Annotated in this window: 11 protein-coding genes; 8 read left to right on the forward strand and 3 right to left on the reverse strand. The window is 72.4% G+C overall.

What is annotated here, in order from left to right:
• Window positions 1–9: 9 nt before the first annotated feature.
• Both ACFYW8_RS35875 and ACFYW8_RS35880 read right to left on the reverse strand, forming a co-directional pair.
• On the reverse strand, window positions 10–1,023 hold the full coding sequence (locus tag ACFYW8_RS35875; RefSeq protein ID WP_389088423.1) for a Gfo/Idh/MocA family protein: 1,014 nt from the start codon (window positions 1,021–1,023) through the stop codon (window positions 10–12).
• A complete protein-coding gene (locus tag ACFYW8_RS35880) occupies window positions 1,002–2,438 on the reverse strand; it encodes an NDP-hexose 2,3-dehydratase family protein (RefSeq protein WP_389088427.1) in 1,437 nt (478 codons plus the stop codon). The genes ACFYW8_RS35875 and ACFYW8_RS35880 overlap by 22 nt, the downstream gene beginning before the upstream one ends.
• Before the next feature lie 195 nt (window positions 2,439–2,633).
• Between ACFYW8_RS35880 and ACFYW8_RS35885 the strand changes: the two genes are divergently transcribed.
• The 5 genes from ACFYW8_RS35885 (at window position 2,634) to mtmMI (ending at window position 8,313) form a co-directional block, all read left to right on the forward strand.
• Window positions 2,634–3,575: an aldo/keto reductase gene (locus ACFYW8_RS35885; protein ID WP_389088431.1), complete on the forward strand. Its 942-nt coding sequence runs from the start codon at window positions 2,634–2,636 to the stop codon at window positions 3,573–3,575.
• 192 nt (window positions 3,576–3,767) lie between these two features.
• The gene (locus ACFYW8_RS35890) at window positions 3,768–4,991 is read left to right on the forward strand and encodes a nucleotide disphospho-sugar-binding domain-containing protein (protein ID WP_389088435.1); all 1,224 of its coding nucleotides are present in this window, start codon (window positions 3,768–3,770) and stop codon (window positions 4,989–4,991) included.
• Window positions 4,992–5,004: 13 nt separating this feature from the next.
• The gene (locus ACFYW8_RS35895; RefSeq protein WP_389088440.1) at window positions 5,005–6,195 is read left to right on the forward strand and encodes a nucleotide disphospho-sugar-binding domain-containing protein; all 1,191 of its coding nucleotides are present in this window, start codon (window positions 5,005–5,007) and stop codon (window positions 6,193–6,195) included.
• A 12-nt stretch (window positions 6,196–6,207) separates the two neighbouring features.
• Window positions 6,208–7,236, forward strand: coding sequence for a methyltransferase (locus ACFYW8_RS35900; RefSeq protein WP_389088445.1), 1,029 nt, complete (start codon window positions 6,208–6,210; stop codon window positions 7,234–7,236).
• 39 nt (window positions 7,237–7,275) lie between these two features.
• Window positions 7,276–8,313, forward strand: coding sequence for a demethylpremithracinone o-methyltransferase (mtmMI, locus tag ACFYW8_RS35905; protein WP_389088450.1), 1,038 nt, complete (start codon window positions 7,276–7,278; stop codon window positions 8,311–8,313).
• Between the two features lie 197 nt (window positions 8,314–8,510).
• On the opposite strand, the gene ACFYW8_RS35910 is transcribed toward mtmMI, so the two are convergent.
• Entirely contained in the window at window positions 8,511–9,650 is a 1,140-nt protein-coding gene (locus ACFYW8_RS35910; RefSeq protein WP_389088454.1) for a glycosyltransferase, read from the reverse strand.
• A gap of 219 nt (window positions 9,651–9,869) precedes the next feature.
• On the opposite strand from ACFYW8_RS35910, the gene ACFYW8_RS35915 reads away from it, so the two are divergent.
• The 3 genes from ACFYW8_RS35915 to ACFYW8_RS35925 are packed head-to-tail and all read left to right on the forward strand — an operon-like array spanning window position 9,870 to window position 15,110.
• A complete protein-coding gene (locus ACFYW8_RS35915) occupies window positions 9,870–11,045 on the forward strand; it encodes a nucleotide disphospho-sugar-binding domain-containing protein (RefSeq protein WP_389088459.1) in 1,176 nt (391 codons plus the stop codon).
• Window positions 11,042–12,595, forward strand: a complete 1,554-nt coding sequence (locus ACFYW8_RS35920) for an FAD-dependent monooxygenase (protein WP_389088464.1) — start codon at window positions 11,042–11,044, stop codon at window positions 12,593–12,595. Before ACFYW8_RS35915 ends, ACFYW8_RS35920 begins: the two co-directional genes overlap by 4 nt.
• 58 nt (window positions 12,596–12,653) lie before the next feature.
• Complete coding sequence (locus tag ACFYW8_RS35925; protein ID WP_389088468.1) at window positions 12,654–15,110, forward strand: excinuclease ABC subunit UvrA; 2,457 nt, start codon at window positions 12,654–12,656, stop codon at window positions 15,108–15,110.
• The last annotated feature ends 45 nt before the right edge of the window (window positions 15,111–15,155 follow it).

Genomic DNA, 15,155 nt, shown 5'->3' on the forward strand with positions numbered 1-15,155 from the left:
GGGAGCCGGTCACCGGGGGAAGCGCCGGGCGGTGGCGGCGATCCGCTCCACCAGGCGTGCCTGTCGTTCGAGGTCCTGTGCCGGACCGGTGACGTTCTCGCGGCGGATGGCTGCGGCGAATCGCTGGAAGAGCTCTGTGAACTGCTGGTCCGGAGCCAGCCGGCGCTCCTCGATCCGCCCGTCCCGCTCCCACGTGAGCTTCGGCGCGAAGTCGTCCGGAGCGCTGTAGGCGCGGTCCAGGCTGATCCGCCCCGCCGAGCCCCACAGGGTGTAACCGCAGCGGTAGGAGTGGACGAAACCGAAGCTCACGTGGGCACTGATCCCGGTCGGCCCGGTCAGCAGCGCCGCACCCGCGACGTCCACCCCGTGCCCGGGATCCTCGCGCAGCGTGGCGCCCGTCACCTCGAGCTCGTCGCCCAGGAACATCCGGGCCGCCCGGAGGGGGTACACGCCCGCGTCCAGCAGAGCGCCGCCTCCGAGTTCCCGCCGGTAGCGGATGTCGGTGTCCACCAGTGGAGGGAAGGCGAACTCGGCCGACAGGGAGCGCAGTTCCCCGATGGCGCCCTCCGCCAGCAGGGTCCGGACCGCCTCCTGCTGGGTGTGGTGGACGAACGCGAAGTTCTCCATCACCACCAGGTCGCGCTCGCGGGCCAGGCGGGTCAGCCGGGCGGCCTCCTCGGCCGTGGCGGCCGCCGGTTTCTCCACCAGGACGTGCAGCCCGGCCGCGAGCGCCCGGCCGGCCCAGGGCGCGTGCAGCGCGGCAGGCAGCGGTATGTACACCGCGTCGAGGTCCTTTCGGGCGAGCAGTTCCTCGTACCCGGCGACCGGGGCCGCGCCGAACCGGCGGGCGAAGAGCTTCGCCTTGTCGGCGTCACGGCTGGCGACCGCGGTGAGGGCGAAGTCCGGAACGCGGACGAGCGAGGGCAGCGCACGGCGCTGAGCGATGTCGGCGCAGCCGAGCAGGCCCAGGCGCAGGGGGGCACGCTCCTCGGACACGGCGCTCACCAGACGGACTGCAGACACGCGATGAGGCTGCGGGCCTGGATGTTGCAGTAGTTGCTGTGCTGCAGCAGGGTGACCAGCTGCGCCACGGTCATCCAGCGGTAGTCCTCGGGTACGGCCCGGTCCTCGTCGGTCTCCACCACCATGTAGCGGCTCAGCGCCCGGTAGAAGCGGCCGCCCTCCTCGGACTGGACGACGTCGTAGAGGATCTGCTCCGGCCGGGCGGCGAGCACCTCGTCCAGGAACCTCGGCCGGCGCTCGGGGGGCAGATGAGCGTGGTTGTCGGGCACGCACTGGACGGTGGGGCCCAGCTCGACGATGTCGACGTACCCCGGCTCCGGGTGGGCGTGCGCCAGGACGTGGAGGACACCGTTGATCCGCTTGGCCAGGAAGGCCACCACTCCGGTGCCGCGCGGGCTGAGCAGCGGCTGGGTCCAGCCGGTGACCTCGCGGTTGCCGGCCTCGACGGAAACGGCGACGATCGCGAAGTGCCGGCCGCTGATGTGGCGGATCTCGTTCGCGTCGCGCACCCAGTCGTCCACGGCGGCCAGCGGTACGGGCTCCACGGTGACCTCGCTGCGCGCCCTGATCGCGTTGAACCAGCGCAGGAGTTCGGGCAGGGTGTGTGCAGCGGGGGCCCGCGCGGACAGCGAGGCGGTCAGGGCGGTCGCCGCGCCGTCGCCCGGACCGCCGGCCGGGCCGACGGGGAGGCAGGCCAGGACCGTCCGGGTGTCCATGTTGACCAGGTCCGGGATGCCCAGCAGCCGGCGGACCTGGCCCAGCGTCAGCCAGCAGTAGTCCTCGTGCTCGGGAACGTCGCCGACGGCCTCGACGACCATGTTGCGATTGCGCTTGCGGTAGAACCAGTCGCCGTGTTCGGACAGGAGCACGTCGGCGAGCGCCCGGCCCTTGCCGGGATCCGTGAAGTACTCCAGATACCGGACGGCGCTGCCCTCGTGCACTCCGGTGTAGTTGCTGCGGGTCGCCTGCACCGTGGGTGACAGCTGGAGCCCCTCGGCGTTTCCGGGCTCGGCCTTCGCCTGCATCAGGCAGTGCAGGACGCCGTCGAACTCCTTGACCAGGATGCCGAGGAACCCGACTTCCGGCTGGTTCATGATCGGCTGGGACCAGGAGGCCGGGTTCGGGCCGTCGAAGCGGGCCCGCAGCCCTTCGACAGCGAAGAAGCGGCCGCTGTCGTGCACCAGGTTCCCGGTGACCGGCTGGAAGCTCCAGCGCTGGAGCTCGGCGAAGGGAATGCGCCGCACGTCCATCCGGATGGCTTTGCGGCGTTCGTCGAACCAGCGGTGGAAATCGGTCATGGACAACAGGCCGCCGTCGACCGCGGCCGCCGATGCGGCGATGCGCTCGAGGTCCGGGCCGCCGTGGTTGTCCGGGGGTACTGCTGGATGCTCTCTGCTCATGATCGCCTGAGTCATTGACGTCTCTCCCATCGCAGGCATCGGCAGCGCGCTCCGGGCCACCGTCGACACCCGGACTGGAGCCGCGCTCGAGTCCCGATCGACCTGCCTCCGGGCGGGCAGGGGCTCCGCCAGGGCTTGAGCCGCCTTCGATCCGGGCAGCTCAGCGTTGTCGCCGTGGAGTTTCGAACCCTTGGCCGAAGCGGCCTTTCAGTGAGCGAGATCGTTTACGGCAACCTGCTGTACCCCCAGGACGACACCCCCGACGAGGTGGTGATCTCCTCGATCAGAGCGGCGCGTGACGCCGGGGTGACGACCTTCGACACCGCCGACGTCTACGGCATGTTCCGGTCCGAGACCCTGCTGGGTGAGGCGCTGGCCGGGACACCCCGCGAAGAGCTGGTGCTGTGCACCAAGGTGGGGATGCCGATCGGGCTCGGTCCCAACGGGCGGGGGCTGTCCAGGAAACACGTCATGGAGTCGGTCGACGGCTCGCTGCGCCGGCTGCGCGTCGACCACATCGACGTCTACACCGCGCACCGCTACGATCCGGCGACTCCGCTGGAGGAGCTGATGTGGACCTTCTCCGACCTGGTACGGGCCGGGAAGATCCTCTACGTCGGCATGTCGGAGTGGCCCGTGGAGCGGATCACCGAGGCGGCGGAGATCGGTGCCCGACTGGGCGTGCCGGTGATCTGCCACATGCCCCGCTACTCGATGCTGTGGCGGGTACCGGAGGCCAAGGTGATCCCGGCCTGCCGTGACCTGGGCATCGGCCAGATCTGCTACTTCACCCTGGAACAGGGCGCGCTCACGGGCAAGTACGCGCCGGGCGCGCGGCCCCCGGCCGGTTCCCGGGCCACCGCACCCAAGGGCGGCCGGGCCCCCTTGCTGCGGCGCTGGCTGGACGACGACACGGTCCTCGGCCGCGTCGGGAGGCTGCGCCCGCTGGCCGAAGAGGCCGGCCTCACCACTGCGCAGCTCGCCCTCGCCTGGGTGCTGCGCAACCCCGGCGTCAGCGGAGCCGTCATCGGCTCGTCCAACGCGGAACAGGTCCTGAGCAACGTGAAGGCGGCCGGAGTCCGTCTGGAAGCGGACTTGACGGCGGAGATCGACGCGGTCCTGGGCGACTCCGTCGTGCACGACGAGGAATAGCCCTCCACGGCGGCCGACCGGCGGCTCGCCGACGCCGCTCGTTCCGGCCCGGTGGACGGGCGGGCGCCTCCGGTTGCCTGCGGGGAGCGCCGTGGAGCGCCCGCTCGGGGTGACGGACCGGCTCGGCACGCCCTTCCCACCGACGAGGCCCGACACCCCTTCATCCGACGCTACTGGAGAGGCACCCGACGGATGCGCATTCTGTTCACCACGTTTCCCTGGCACTCGCACCACTTCCCGATGGTCCCGCTGGAGTCGGCGGCCCTGGCCGCCGGCCACGAGGTCCGGGTGGCGAGCGCGCCGGGGCTGATGCCGATCGTGACCGCGTCCGGCCTGCCCGGGGTGTCGGTCGGCCGCGACGTCGACCTCGCCTCGTTGTCCAACGACCGCAGCAGGGCCGCCTGGCACGTCCAGAGCCGTTGGCCCGACGACTGGCCCGTCCGTCCGGACCTCCTGAACGACGAGCAGTTCGCGTTGATCGAGAACCTGGGGCGGATGCAGGCGGTCATGGCCGCGGCCATGCTCGACGACCTGCTCGATCTCGCCCGGTACTGGCGGCCCGACCTGGTGGTGCACGACGCCGTCACACTCGCCGGGCCCGTGGTCGCAGCGGCCCTGGGCGTGCCCAACGTCAGTCATCTGTGGGGCACGCCCGGGCTCCAGCGCATCGAGATGCGCCGCATGGGCAGCGAACCGCTGCCGGAGTACGCCGAGTTGTACGAGCGGGTCGGGGCGGCCGTGCGGACCGAGCCCACCGCCTGGATCGACCCCAGCGCCCCCGGCATCCGTTACCCGGCCGGGCCGACCTGCCATCAGATGCGCTACATCCCCTACAACGGTCCGGGCCTGCTGCCGGACTGGCTGCTGCGGGAGCGGACCGGAAGCCGGGTCTGCGTCACCTGGGGCGCCACCTCCATGGCACTGCGCGGCGGCACGGTCGTCGAACTCGTACGCCAGTGCGTGGAAGCCGCCGCCGAGGTGGCCGACGAGGTCGTCGTCGCGGTGACCGAGCAGACCGCGCGGGCTCTGGAGGCCGCGCCACTGCCCGACCGGGCCCGGGTCGCGGTCGGGCTACCGCTGCACTTGCTGATGCCGTCCTGCGACCTCGTGGTCCATCACGGGGGCGCGGGCACCAGCATGACGGCCGCGGCCTGGGGGGTCCGGCAGCTCCTGATCACCACCCGCCCCGAGCCGACGGTCAACGGCACCCGGCTCGCCGCGTCGGGCGCCGCCCGGCACCTGATGACCGAGGAGGTGCCCGTCGCCCAGGAGGGAGTGGACCTGCTGCGCGCCGAGATGGACCACCTCCTGTCGGACCCCGCCCACGGCACCGCCGCGCAGAAGCTGGCCGACGGCATGCGCACCCAGCCGACGCCGGCCGACCTGGTGGCGGAGCTGACGAACCTTGCCCGATAGAGAGGAGAAGGAGATGCGTGTTCTGGTGGCCACCTCCCCGTGGCCCACCCACTACTTCGTCGTCCAGCCGCTGGCCGCCGCGTTCCGCGCCGCTGGTCATGAGGTCCTGGTGGTGGCCCAGCCCTCCATGGCGGACCTGGTCACCCGGTCGGGCCTGCCCATGGCCGCGGTCGGCAGCGACATCGACCTGGTGGAGATCCGCCGCAAGACCCTGTCCCAGGAGCTGAAGGCCCGCCAGAAACCCGAGGACCCCGCCCGGGCCGAGGACGGTGGTCAGGTCTTCGACACCTGGCAGCGGGCCGCGCTCGCCAACCTCGATCCGGTGATGGAGTTCGCCCGGGCCTGGAAACCGGACCTGGTGCTCGCCGACACCATGTGCCCGCCCGGACTCGTCGCCGCGCAGGAACTCGGAGTGCCCGGGATCCGGCACCTGTGGGGCTGGGACTTCTTCGGCTCGGCCGGAAGCGAGAAGATCCTTGCCGCGCTGCCGGGCTTCTACGACCCGTATCGCGCCTACGGGCTGGACGTCCAGGGCGATCCCGCGCTGCGCACGGTGGATCCCTGCCCGCCGAGCCTCCAGCCCCCGGCCTCACCCGCCCGGCTGCAGGTGCAGTACGTGCCGTACAACGGTGCGGGCCGCGCCCCCGGCCCGGAGCTGCGCCGCAAGGACAAGTCCACGCCGAGGGTCTGCCTCACCTGGGGCAGGTCCATCACCCGGATCATGGGGGAGCGGGCCTTCCTGCTGCCCCGGATCATCCGGGCGCTCGACGGGCTGGACATCGAGATCGTGGTCGCTGCCGACGCCGCGTCCCGCGAACAGCTCGGCGAACTACCGGGCAACGTCCGGGTCCTCGACTCGCCGCCCCTGCACCTGGTGCTCGGCGACTGCGACGCCATCGTCCACCAGGGCGGCTCGGGCACCGTGTTCAACGCGATCCGCGCCGGCCTCGGCCAACTGGCCATCTCCCACATGGCCGACCAGGACAACATCTCCGCCGCGCTCGCCGAGTCGGGCGCCGGCATCCACATGCGAGGAGAGCAGGCGGACGAGCAGGCCATCCGCGCCGCGGTGATCAGGCTGCTGGAGGACCCGGAGATCCGTACCGCGGCGGATCGGCTGCGCGCCGAGATGCTCTCCCAGCCGACCCCCGCCCACGTGGCCGCCGAACTGGCCGAGTCGGCCACCGCATCCACCCACCACTGAGGAAGAGGGATCGTGACACAGACCACCGTTTCCACGATCGACGAGTTCACCCTGCTCAACATGGCCCAGGCGGTACGCCGCGCCGGAGTGCTGTGCGCCGGGCTCGACCTCGCCGTGTTCGACACGATGGCGGACGGTCCGGCCGACGCCGAGACCGTCGCCGCACGGCTCGGCGTGCCCCCTCGGGGCGTACGCGTCCTGCTGCGGGCGCTCGCCGCCATCGAACTGCTCCGCACGGACGGCGAACGGTTCCGGCTGGCGCCGGGCGTCGACCGCGTCCTGGTCAAGTCGAGCCCCGGCTACTTCGGCGACACCCTTCGGCTCGCGGTCAGCCGCTACGAGTGGGAGGCCCTGGGCCACCTCTCCGACGCGGTCAAGCGCGGCGGGACCGTACTGGACACCAACGCCGAGACCCCCGAGTACCCGTTCTGGGAGGACCTGGCCCGTAATCCCACCCCGCACACGCCCCTGATCGCCGATCTGCTGGCCGACACGCTGGCCCCGTGGGCGGCGGGCCGCGAACGCCTGGAAATCCTGGACGTCGCCTGCGGGCACGGCCTGTACGGCTACACGGTGGCGCAGCGCAACCCGCAGGCTCGGGTCCGCTCCGTGGACTGGGCCAACGTCCTGGAGTACTCCCGGGGCCACGCGGAGCGCCTGGGTGTGCTCGACCGGGTCGAACTGACCCCCGGTGACATGTTCGAGCTGCCGCTGGGCGGCCCGTACGACCTGTCGCTGATCACCAACGTGCTGCACCACTTCTCCGCCGAGCGCGCCGGGGACATGCTGCGGCGGCTGGCGGAGGCGACCCGGCCGGGCGGACGGATCGGCATCGTCGCCGTCACCGCGGACGGCCGCGACCCGGCCTCCGATCCGGTGCCCCACCTGTTCGCCGCGCTGATGCTGGCCTGGACTCACGAGGGCGAGTCGCATGCGCTGGAGACGTACCGGGACCTGCTGACCGCCAACGGCTTCGGGGAGCCGCAGCTGCACCAGATAGGCGGGGTGCCGCTGCGCCTTCTGATCGCCGAGCGGATCTGACCCGCTGCCAGATTCTCCCTCTCGACCGAAAGGCACGTGATGACGAACGCGACGTCAAACGCCCCCTCGCTGGCCGACGCCCGCGAGATCCTCCAGCTCAATGTCGCCTACACCCGGGCCAGGGTGCTGCACACCGCCCTGGAGCTGGACCTCTTCGGGTTCCTCGCCGAGGGCCCGCGCACCGAGGCGGAGATCCGCGAGCAGGGTCGGCTGCACTCCCACCTCGTGAACGACTGGCTGGACGCGCTGGTCGGGCTCGGCCTGCTGACCTTCGACGGCGTCAGGTACGCCAACAGCCCCCGCGCCGAGCACTTCCTGGTCCCGGGCCGCCCGCACTACATCGGCGGCGCCGTGCTCCAGCACGGCCGGGTCCACTACGAGCTGTGGAACCGCTTCGCCGACGCGCTGCATGACGGCAGGGCCACCTCGGGGAAGAACATCACCGCGGGCGCGGTGGTGGAGGAGCAGCCGGACCTGGACCGGGCCCGCCGGTTCCTCGAGCACATGGACACCTTCAACCAGTTCGTGGCCGCGGAACTGAGCCAGGTCCTGGACTGGAGCCGGTGGGACACGTTCGTGGACGTCGGTGGGGCCCGCGGCAACGTCGCGGCACAGTTGGTGCTGGACCACCCGAACCTGAAAGGCTCGGTCTTCGATGTGCCCGGCATCGAGCCGTTGTTCGACGAGCACATGGCGGCCCGCGGCACCGCGGGCCAGGTCGGCTTCGTGGGAGGCGACTTCTTCGGCGATCCCCTGCCTGCCGCCGACGTGATCCTCTTCGGCCACGTCCTGCACGACCACCCCGAGGAATCCCGCAAGAGGCTGCTGGCCCAGGCCTTCAGTGCCCTGCCCCCGGGGGGCACGCTGCTGGTCTACGACGCGATGCTCGACGACACCTCCGAGGCGGGGGCGTATCTGCAGAGCCTGGTGTGCTCCGTCATCCTCGACGGCGGCTCGGAGTACCGGGTGCGGGACATTTCGGCCTGGGCGGAGGCGGCCGGCTTCGAGACGGAGCGGGTGATCCCCCTGGACACGATGACGCATGACCGGCTCCTGGTGGCCCGTAAGCCTGCCTGACCGCAGCGGTGCGGCGGTCCCACGAGCATCCCGGGCCCGCCGTACCGTCTGCCCGGCGACTCTCCACGGCCGGACGACCGGTGCATGCCGTCCGCGATACCGGGATCGACCGGAGCCGGACCGAAGCCGCACGAGGATGCGCCGCCGTCCCCGATACCGGGACGGCGGCGCATCCGTTTTCTCCCGCGGCGTCCCGCTCAGCCGAACGCGGCGGTGAACCCCGCCGCGACCTCGGCGGGTGTCGGCCGGTAGGCCTGCTCCGCGGCGACCTCGGCGGCCCGGACGCGCCAGGAAGGCTCGGTGAGCAGCGCCCGGCAGGCCGCGACGACCCGCTCCGCGTCGAGGTCGAGAGCGGGCAGGGCGATGCCCAGCCCCGACGCGTCGATGCGTTGCGCGTTGTCCGGGGCGTCGGCGATCGGCACGGTCAGCACGACCTGGGGCACCCCCGCGGCCATCGCGGCCATCGTCATGCCGGAGGCCCCGTAATGGACCAGGACGGCACAGCGCGGGACCACGTGGTCCAGCGGCTGCCAGCCCACGGACAGCACGCCGGGCGGCGTCGGCCGCAGTCGCTGCGCACCCGCCGGGTCGATGGCTACCACCACCTCCACGTCGAGCGCGGGCAGCGTGTGCATCAGCCGGGTGATCAGGGTCCGCATCCGGTCCGGCGCCAGTGACGGGAGCAAGCTGCCGAAAGTGAGGCACACCAGGGGGCGGCGCCTGGGCTCGTCCAGCCAGCCGGGCAGCTCGGCGGGACCGGTCACCGATATGTAGCGCATGGGGTCGCCGAACGTGCCCGGGCGCTGGAGACTGGGCGAGCAGGTGTCGAGGACGCGGGTCGGCCGGGGGAGCCCGGTGAGCCCGAACGCGCCCAGCTCCGGCTCGAGTTCCTCCTCGGCGGCCAGCGCGAACTCGGGGCTGGGCCGGATGCCCCAGCCGTGCTCGATCCAGGGGATACCCAGGCGCGCGGCTGCCAGCGGGCCCGCGAACTCCACGGGGTCGGTGACGACGAGGTCCGGGCCCCATCGGCGCATCAGCGCGATGGTCTCCGCCAGATGCCGGGCGCCGAGCCGCCCCCAGCCGTGACCGCTGCGCCACATCCGGTCCGCCTCGGCCGTGTGCGGCACCGGCCGGCCGGCCCGGTCCCGTGCCATCACCTCCCGCAGTTCCACGGGCGACAGCGACGCCACAGGCAGTCCGCGCTCGAGAACCCGCGGCGCGAAGCTCTCGTCCGTGGCCACCAGGACCTCGTGCCCCTCGGCCCGCAGCGCCCAGGACAGCGGAAGCATGGGGTTGAGGTGACCGAGCAGAGGAATGGAACAGACTAGAACGCGCATATCAGACAATCGCTTTCATTGCGGCCCACCTTCGGATGGGAGAGAGGTTCCGGCGCCCGGCCGTCAGCCGCGCCGCCGTGTCCCGAACACTCCTGGAAGCGGGTCGCGCTGCCCTCGAGCGGTGCTGGAAGAAGCGGACGCGGTCCGGGCTCATGCCAGCCTCTAGGGCCCCTGCCTAATTTCGGTGCGGTCTCCCGGCGCCCAGGATCAGGGGCTTTCATGCGCATCTTGTTCGTGACGTCCGTCTCCAGTTCGCACCTCGCTCCCATGGTTCCGCTGGCCTGGGCCCTGCGGGCCGCAGGGCACGACGTGAGGGTGGTCTGCGACGCCGACACGGCGCCGGGCGCGCTGGCGCTCGGGCTGACCGTGGTGCGGGTGAGCGCGGACGGAGGGTTCGCCCGGCGGCACCGCGAGAGCGTGCGGGGAGTCCCCGGCGAGCCGTACTACCAGGAGCGGGGCGCGCTGCCCCGCATGTTCGCCGACAACGCCCTGGCCATGCTGGACGGGCTCGCGGCACTCGTCGACCGCTGGCGGCCGCACGCGGTGGTGCACGAGCCGGTGGCCTTCGCCGCAGAGGCGGTCGCCGCGGCACGGGGCATCCCCACGCTGCGGCACCTGTGGGGGCCGGACCCTTTCGGTACGCCGCCCGGCGCCTGGCTGCGAGAAAGGGTGCGCGAGCTGGTGACGGCCGAGGCGCCGGGGAGCGTGTGGCCGTCGGCGCGGGAGTTCGTGATCGACCCATGTCCCGCTCCGATGCAGCGGCCGGGACCGGGGATCGGGGTTCCGGTCCGCTTCGTCCCGGTGGACAGGCCGGGGAAGGTGCCCGCCTGGTTGTTCGATCCTCCCGAACGGCAGCGGCTCTGTGTGACGTGGGGGACGTTCGCCGACGGCGTGCCAGGCGGCCACCCGCTGATGCGGGCGGTGCGCGGGTTGCCGCGGCCCGGCATGGAGGTGGTGCTCGTCGCACGCGCCGAGGACCTCGCCGGGCTGGGTGAACTCCCCGCCGGGGTGCGGGCGGTGACCGGCGTGCCGCTGCATGCCGTACTGCCCTCGTGCACGGCGGTCGTGCACCACGGCGGGGCCAACACGCTGCTGGGCGCTGTCGTGCGCGGACTGCCTCAGCTCGTCGTGAGCGACACCTTCGAACGGGCTCTGAACGGAGGCAGGTTGGCGGAAACCGGCGCCGGACTGCACCTGAACGCGCAGGAGGCGGATCCGGACGCCGTCGATGCGGCGGTAGGGCGGCTGGTCACCGGTGATCGGCACGCGCGGGCCGCCGCGGCACTCCAGGACCGGGCCCTGGCCCGCCCTTCCCCGGCCCAGGTCGCCGGTTCCTTCGAGGAGTTGGTCGTCCAGTGGTCGTCATCGGCTGAACCGATCGCGAAAGGCGCATGATGCACAACGGCAACGCGGACGAAGCCACCCTGACGACGGATGTCGTGGTGGTGGGAGGAGGTCCGGTCGGCCTGATGCTGGCCGGGGAGCTGCGGGCCGGCGGGGTGGAGGCCCTGGTGCTCGAGAAGCTCGTCGAGCCCGCCGGACACGATCGGGCAGGGGCCCTGCACACCCGGACCGTGGAGATGCTCGACCTGCGCGGGCTGCTGGACCGCTTCCTCGAGGGGACGCAGGTCGCCAAGGGGCTGCCCTTCGCCGGGATCTTCAGCCAGGGCCTGAACTTCAGCCTGTTGGACACCCGGCACCCGTACACGGCCCTGGTGCCGCAGTCACGCACCGAGGTCCTGCTGGCGGAGCACGCGCATCAGGCCGGCGCGGAGATCCGCCGCGGCCACGAGGTGACCGGACTGCGCCAGGACGCGGAGGGCGTGGAGGTGACGGTGGAGGGGCCGCGCGGCCCCTACCGGGTGCGGGCCCGCTACGCGGTCGGCTGCGACGGCGGGCGCAGCGCGGTGCGCCGGCTGGCCGGGATCGGCTTCCCCGGCACCGGGGCCACCGTCCGCGCGCTGATCGGCTACGTGGCCACTCCCGAGCGCGATGTGCCGCGCTGCTGGGAGCGCACCCCCGACGGCATTCTGGTTCTGGCCTTCCCGCCGGAGGGCGGCACGGGCCGGGCGGTCGTCATCGAGTACGGGCACGCCCCGGCGGCGGACGAGGGTCCGGTGACCCTGGAGGACCTCAACGCCGCGGTCGCGCGCGTGCGGGGCACGCCGCTGAAGCTGACCGAACCGGTGACGTGGCTGTCCCGGTTCGGGGACGCCAGTCGGCAGGCGGAGCGCTACCGCAGCGGGCGGGTGCTGCTCGCCGGTGACGCGGCGCACGTGCACTTCCCGATCGGCGGCCAGGGGCTGAACACCGGCCTGCAGGACGCGGTCAACCTGGGCTGGAAGCTGGCGGCCCGGGTCCGCGGGTGGGGTTCGGAGGAACTGCTCGACACATACCACGACGAACGGCATCCGGTCGCCGAACGGGTCCTGCTGAACACGCGGGCGCAGCTGGCCCTGATGCGCCCGGACGAACAGCACACCACCCCGCTGCGCGGCTTCATCGAGGAGTTGCTCGGTATCGACGAGGTCAACCGGTACTTCGGCCGCATGATCACCGGTACCGACGTGCGCTATACGACGTTCACCTCCGCTTCGCCGGGCCAGGCGCATCCGTGGACAGGGTGTTTCGCGGGCCGGCTGGTGCTGTCCGGTCGGCCGGAAGAGCCGGTGCCGGTGGCCGAACTGCTGCGCCCGGCCCGGCCGTTGCTGCTCGATCTGGCAGGGAGGGCCGATCTGCGGGAGGCGGCGCGGCCGTGGGCCGACCGGGTGTCCGTGGTCGCCGGGGAGGCGGCCGTGGAGCCGTCGGCGCAGGCGCTGCTGGTCCGTCCGGACGGCTATGTCGCCTGGGCGGGTTCGTCGGCCGACACGGCCGACGAACTGCGCGCGGGGCTGGCCCGCTGGTTCGGCCCACCGGCCGCCGAGGGCCGTCGTCCGGCACTTTGATCCGCAATAGCCGAACCCTTATATTCGGAACCGACTATCTGAATCCGAGGAGGGTGTTATGGGATCTGGGGAACACGCCATCGAGGTGGTCGGTGCCCGCACGCACAACCTGGACGACCTGACGGTCTCTGTGCCCAAGGGGAGAATCGTCGCGTTCTCGGGGGTGAGCGGCAGTGGCAAGACCTCACTGCTGATCGACACCATCCACGCCGAGGCCCAGCTGCGGTATCTGGAGGGGATCAGCCCGTTCGTCCGCCAGTTCATCACCCCGCGCGACCGCCCGCAGGTGACCCGGATCGAGGGGCTGCCCCCCACGCTCGCTGTTGACCAGCGGGTCCCGGCGCGCAGCCCGCGCTCCACGATGGCCACGGTCACCGGCGTCAACGACTACCTCGGCCTGGCCTTCGCCCGACTGCCTCCGCTGGGCCGGGACTGGGACCCCGCGCTGGGCACCGCACTGAAGCCCGCGCAGTTCAACCCGACCATGCCGGAGGGGTGCTGTCCGGAGTGCCGCGGGAGCGGCGGCCGGGCCCGGTCCGAGGAGGCGCTGCTGATCACCGAGCCCGGCCTGTCGCTGCCGGCCGGAGCCTCGCCGTGGTTCGCCATGGCGCGTACTCCCGAGCGGGCGACGATGGCGGCGCTGGCCCGCGGCTTCGGGACGGATCTCGACCGGCCCTGGCGGGAGCAGCCCGCGGCCTTCCGGGAGGCGGTGCTGCACGGCACGGGCGAGGAAGCCGTGGAGATCGCCTACGAGACGACCATGAAGAAGAGCGGCACCGCGATCAGCGTCCGCGACAGCCGCCCCTGGCCGGGGGCGATCGCCGAGGTCGAGCGGCTGTACGCCGCCGCGGCCAACCCGGCCATGCGGGAGACGTACGAACCCTTCGTCCGCAACGAGCCCTGCGCCGAGTGCGAGGGGACGGGCCTGGGCGCGGTCGCCCGTACCGTGCGGCTCGGCGGACGGCGCCTGCACGACCTCCTCGACCGTCCGGTCGAGGAGGTCCTCGACTGGAGCGAGGGGCTGGCCGCGACGCTCGGACCGGCCCAGCGGGAGGCGGCGCAGGCTGTCCTGCCCGCGGTGCAGGCGAGGCTTCGGCTGCTGGTCCGGCTCGGCGTCGGGCACGTCCAGCTCTCCCGGCCGGCGCCCACGCTCTCCGGTGGAGAACTGCAGCGGGCACGGGTGGCGGCCCAGCTGTGCACGGAGCTGTCGGGGGTGGCGTTCGTCCTCGACGAGCCGTCCGCGGGGCTGCACCCGGCCGACAAGGCGCGGCTGGCCGAGCTCATCGAGGACCTGCGCGGCTCCGGGAACACCGTCCTCATGATCGAGCACGATCCCGAGCTGATCGGCCGGGCGGACTGGGTGATCGACGTCGGCCCGAGGGCCGGACGCGGGGGCGGGCGGCTGGTGGCCCAGGGCACTCCGCAGGAGGTGGCGGCCTCTCCCGAATCGCTGACCGGCCGCTACCTGGCGCTGCAGGGCGGGCGGGTACGGCGCGCCCGGCGCCCGGTCCGCGACGACCGGATGCTGACGCTGACCGACGTCGCGGTGCGCACGGTGCGCGCCGACCGGATCGACATCCCGCTGGGAGCGCTGACCTGCCTCACGGGCGTGAGCGGCAGCGGCAAGAGCACCCTGCTCATCGAAGGGGTGGCCGGCGCGGTGCAGGCCCGTCTCGACGGTACGAGCGCGCCGGGTGTGGGCAAGGCGGCCTGGACCGGCCCGCTGCACTGGGCGACCGTGGTCGACCAGGAGCCCATCGGCCGGACCCCGCGCTCCAACCCGGCCACGTACACCAAGGCGTTCAACCTGATCCGCAACCTGTTCGCGGGCACCGACGCCGCCGCCCGCCGCGGGCTGACGGCGGCTTCCTTCTCCTTCAACTCGCCGGGCGGCCGCTGCGAACCGTGCACCGGGTACGGCGTGCGGCAGGTCGACATGAACTTCCTGCCCGACGTCTGGGTCACCTGCGACGTCTGCGACGGCAGGCGGTACGGGCCCGAGGTGCTCGCGGTGACCTATCGGGACCTGGCCATCGACGAGGTGCTGGAGCTGACCGTCGACGAGGCCGCCGAGCGCCTCGACGCCCCCGCGCTGCGTCCGGTGCTCACGGCCCTGCGGCAGACGGGGCTGGGCTATCTGCATCTGGGGCAGAGCGCCACCGTGCTGTCCGGCGGCGAGGCGCAACGGCTGAAGCTCGCTGCCGCGCTGACCAAGGGTTCGCGGCAGCCCGGACTGGTGGTACTGGACGAACCGGTCACGGGTCTGCATCCGGCGGACGTCCAGGTGCTGGTCGATGCGTTCGACGTGCTCATCGCCGCGGGCAATACGGTCGTCCTCGCCGAGCACGACCTGCATCTGGCCGCTGCGGCGGACTGGCTGGTCGACATGGGGCCGGGCAGCGGTGAGGCCGGCGGCAGGGTGCTGCACTGCGGCCGCCCGGACGCCCTCCGCCCGGACTCGGGCCCCACGGCCGAGTATCTGCGGAAGATCCTCCCCAGGGCGGCTGCATCGTGAGCATTAGTCGATACCGTATAGTCGGATCCGACTAAAGGAGGCGAC

It is taken from the genome of Streptomyces sp. NPDC002742 (assembly GCF_042888885.1).
In the GTDB taxonomy this organism is placed as follows: domain Bacteria; phylum Actinomycetota; class Actinomycetes; order Streptomycetales; family Streptomycetaceae; genus Streptomyces.

Coding starts and splice junctions, on each gene's coding strand:
- mtmMI (WP_389088450.1), top strand. CDS start 7,276: ATGACGAACGCGACGTCAAACGCCCCCTCGCTGGCCGACGCCCGCGAG.
- ACFYW8_RS35915 (WP_389088459.1), top strand. CDS start 9,870: ATGCGCATCTTGTTCGTGACGTCCGTCTCCAGTTCGCACCTCGCTCCC.
- ACFYW8_RS35890 (WP_389088435.1), top strand. CDS start 3,768: ATGCGCATTCTGTTCACCACGTTTCCCTGGCACTCGCACCACTTCCCG.
- ACFYW8_RS35895 (WP_389088440.1), top strand. CDS start 5,005: ATGCGTGTTCTGGTGGCCACCTCCCCGTGGCCCACCCACTACTTCGTC.
- ACFYW8_RS35880 (WP_389088427.1), bottom strand. CDS start 2,438: ATGACTCAGGCGATCATGAGCAGAGAGCATCCAGCAGTACCCCCGGAC.
- ACFYW8_RS35910 (WP_389088454.1), bottom strand. CDS start 9,650: ATGCGCGTTCTAGTCTGTTCCATTCCTCTGCTCGGTCACCTCAACCCC.
- ACFYW8_RS35920 (WP_389088464.1), top strand. CDS start 11,042: ATGATGCACAACGGCAACGCGGACGAAGCCACCCTGACGACGGATGTC.
- ACFYW8_RS35925 (WP_389088468.1), top strand. CDS start 12,654: ATGGGATCTGGGGAACACGCCATCGAGGTGGTCGGTGCCCGCACGCAC.